The organism is Melaminivora alkalimesophila, from assembly GCF_000282995.1.
Taxonomy (GTDB): Bacteria; Pseudomonadota; Gammaproteobacteria; order Burkholderiales; family Burkholderiaceae_C; genus Melaminivora; species Melaminivora alkalimesophila.
Genome location: NZ_ALEE01000748.1, coordinates 1 through 967 on the forward strand (window position 1 = coordinate 1; position 967 = coordinate 967).

Genomic DNA, 967 nt, shown 5'->3' on the forward strand with positions numbered 1-967 from the left:
GCGGCGGTGGTGAGCGCCTGCGCCAGCGTGCCGCGCGCCACCAGCTGGTCCATGGACATACGCTGGCGCAGGCGCGGCAGGAAAGTGGCCGAGGCAATCGCGCCCGCGCCCATGGACGCCAGCAGCAACGTGAAGGTGCCGGCGTCGCCGCCCTCCAGCCCGCGCGCCACCAGCGGCAGCAGCGCCAGCAGCGCCGTCGCGTGCAGGAAGAACACGGCGATGCGCCACAGCACGGCGCGCATCGGCGGCGATTCGCGCACGAAGACGAAACCCACCCGCATGGCGCTGCCCAGGCGCTCGCGCCCGAGCGGCTGCGGCGTGGGCGTGCGGCGCCAGCGCATGATGGTCAGCCCCGCGATCACCGACAGGAGGGCGTTCAGCACGAACACCCAGGCGCTGCCGACGCTGGCGATGATGGCCCCCGCCAGCAGCGGGCCGATGATGCGCGAGGCGTTCATCGCCACCCCGTTCAGCGCCAGCGCCGCCGGCAGCTGCGGGCGCGCCACCAGCTCCGGCACGATGGCTGCGAACACCGGCCAGCGCATCGCCAGGCCGATGCCGTTGGCGAAGGTGAGTGCCAGCAGCGTCCAGGCGTTCAGCCCGCCCCGCAGGATCGCCAGGCACAGCACCACCGCCACGGCCGCCACCCAGAACTGGGTGAACATGAAATAGCGCCGCCGGTCCAGGATGTCGGCCAGCGCCCCGCTCGGCAACCCCAGCAGGAACACCGGCAGCGTGGACGCCGTCTGCACCAGCGCCACCAGCACCGGCGAGGTCGTCAGCGTGGTCATCAACCAGGCGGTGGCCACGTCGTTCATCCACATGCAGGTGTTGGCCGCCAGCCAGGTCAGCCACAGCATGCGGAACACCGGCACCGCCAGCGGCGCGAAGGCCGACTCCGGCGCGCGCCGCACCTTGCCCTGCGCGAGCCCCCCGGATGCGGCCGACTCGGCCGCATCGGCGACCC

Annotated in this window: 1 protein-coding gene; it reads right to left on the reverse strand. The window is 73.1% G+C overall.

Annotation, left to right across the window (positions count from 1 at the left end):
* A partial coding sequence (locus tag A612_RS14450) for an MFS transporter (RefSeq protein ID WP_019375158.1) occupies positions 1 to 967 on the reverse strand: 967 nt, incomplete at both ends.